Annotated in this window: 1 rRNA gene; it reads right to left on the bottom strand. The window is 52.9% G+C overall.

Features of this window, described 5'->3' with window-relative positions:
- Positions 1-10 precede the first annotated feature (10 nt).
- Positions 11-2,806 (bottom strand): 23S ribosomal RNA (locus M2267_RS29850).
- Between the last annotated feature and the right edge of the window lie 23 nt (positions 2,807-2,829).

The raw sequence follows: 2,829 nt of genomic DNA, 5'->3' as shown, positions 1-2,829 counted from the left end.
AGCAATGGGAACGATCAAGCCAATCGAACGATTAGTACTGGTAAGCTTCATGCGTTGCCGCACTTCCACACCCAGCCTATCAACGTGGTCGTCTTCCACGGTTCTCAAGGGAATACTCGTTTTCAGGTTGGTTTCCCGCTTAGATGCCTTCAGCGGTTATCCATTCCATATATAGCTACCCTGCTATGCCCTTGGCAGGACAACAGGTCCACCAGAGATATGTCCATCCCGGTCCTCTCGTACTAGGGACAGATCCTGTCAATATTCCTACACCCACGGCAGATAGGGACCGAACTGTCTCACGACGTTCTGAACCCAGCTCACGTACCGCTTTAATTGGCGAACAGCCAAACCCTTGGGACCTGCTCCAGCCCCAGGATGCGATGAGCCGACATCGAGGTGCCAAACAACCCCGTCGATATGGACTCTTGGGGGTCATCAGCCTGTTATCCCCGGCGTACCTTTTATCCGTTGAGCGATGGCCCTTCCACGCGGGACCACCGGATCACTATGACCGACTTTCGTCTCTGCTCGACTTGTCAGTCTCGCAGTCAGGCGGGCTTATGCCATTGCACTCGACGACCGATTTCCGACCGGTCTGAGCCCACCATCGCGCGCCTCCGTTACTCTTTCGGAGGCGACCGCCCCAGTCAAACTACCCACCATACACTGTCCCGGATCCGGATAACGGACCGCGGTTAGACATCCATGACGATAAGGGTGGTATTTCAAGGATGGCTCCACAAGAACTGGCGTCCCTGCTTCAAAGCCTACCACCTATCCTACACATGCCGACACGAATGCCAGTGTAAAGCTATAGTAAAGGTGCACGGGGTCTTTCCGTCTGACCGCAGGAACCCCGCATCTTCACGGGGAATTCAATTTCACTGAGTCTATGCTGGAGACAGCGGGGAAGTCGTTACGCCATTCGTGCAGGTCGGAACTTACCCGACAAGGAATTTCGCTACCTTAGGACCGTTATAGTTACGGCCGCCGTTTACTGGGGCTTCGATTCAGAGCTTGCACCCCTCCTCTTAACCTTCCAGCACCGGGCAGGCGTCAGACCCTATACGTCGTCTTGCGACTTCGCAGAGCCCTGTGTTTTTGATAAACAGTCGCTACCCCCTGGTCTGTGCCACCCCAAAAGACTTGCGTCCATTGGGGTCACGCTTCTTCCGAAGTTACGCGTGCAATTTGCCGAGTTCCTTCAGCATAGTTCTCTCAAGCGCCTTGGTATACTCTACCTGACCACCTGTGTCGGTTTCGGGTACGGTCTATACGGTGGAGCTATTTCCTGGAACCGCGTCCCCGCCCAGACAATCCAATAAGTCTGAACAAGTTAAGCAATCCGTCACTACCACCAGGCCCACGAATATTAACGTGGTTCCCATCGACTACGCGTGTCCGCCTCGTCTTAGGGGCCGGCTAACCCTGCTCAGATTAACTTTAAGCAGGAACCCTTGGTCTTTCGGCGAGAGGGTCTCTCACCCTCTTTATCGTTACTCATGTCAACATTCGCACTTCCGATACCTCCAGGACCCCTCACGGGTATCCCTTCACAGGCTTACGGAACGCTCCGCTACCACACGTCTTGCGACGTATCCTCAGCTTCGGTGCATGGCTTTAGCCCCGTTACATTTTCGGCGCAAAGACCCTTATTTAGACCAGTGAGCTGTTACGCTTTCTTTAAATGATGGCTGCTTCTAAGCCAACATCCTGGTTGTTTTGGGATCCTCACATCCTTTCCCACTTAGCCATGACTTGGGGACCTTAGCTGGAGGTCAGGGTTGTTGCCCTTTTCACGACGGACGTTAGCACCCGCCGTGTGTCTGCCGACTAGTACTCCTCGGTATTCGGAGTTTGGTTAGGATCAGTAAGACGGTGAGTCCCCATAGCCCATCCAGTGCTCTACCCCCGAGGGTATTCGGTCGACGCTCTACCTAAATAGATTTCGCGGAGAACCAGCTATTTCCGAGTTTGATTGGCCTTTCACCCCTAACCACAAGTCATCCCAATCTATTGCAACAGATGCGGGTTCGGTCCTCCAGTTGGTGTTACCCAACCTTCAACCTGCTCATGGCTAGATCACTCGGTTTCGGGTCTAATGCGACGAACTGAACGCCCTGTTCAGACTCGCTTTCGCTGCGCCTTCACCTATCGGCTTAAGCTTGCTCGTCACACTAAGTCGTTGACCCATTATACAAAAGGTACGCTGTCACCCTTGCGGGCTCCAACTGTTTGTAGGCATCCGGTTTCAGGTTCTATTTCACTCCCCTTGTCGGGGTGCTTTTCACCTTTCCCTCACGGTACTTGTTCGCTATCGGTCATGCACGAGTACTTAGGCTTGGAGAGTGGTCTCCCCATGTTCAGACAGGATTTCACGTGTCCCGCCTTACTCAAGGACAATGAGTGTTCTACGTGTAAGGGGCTATCACCCTCTACGGCCGACCTTTCCATGTCGTTCCACTTTATTCCTCATTGCCACTGGCCTGGTCCGCGTTCGCTCGCCACTACTTGCGGAGTCTCGGTTGATGTCCTTTCCTGCAGGTACTTAGATGTTTCAGTTCCCTGCGTTCGCTTCTTACCCCTATGTATTCAGAGTAAGATACCTTTAAACAATACTTGGAAACCTAAGCCGTACCGAAGCACGACTTAAATTTTCCAAGCATTTAAGGTGGGTTTCCCCATTCGGAGATCCATGGATCAAAGCTTATTCGCAGCTCCCCACGGCTTATCGCAGCGTATCACGTCCTTCATCGCCTGTGCATGCCAAGGCATCCACCAAATGCCCTTTTGACACTTGATCGTTCTCATTGCCAATGCTCATCC

The sequence above is a fragment of the Ensifer sp. KUDG1 genome (assembly GCF_050434285.1).
Classification (GTDB): domain Bacteria; phylum Pseudomonadota; class Alphaproteobacteria; order Rhizobiales; family Rhizobiaceae; genus Ensifer.
This window is presented reverse-complemented; position numbering and strand designations above follow the sequence as displayed.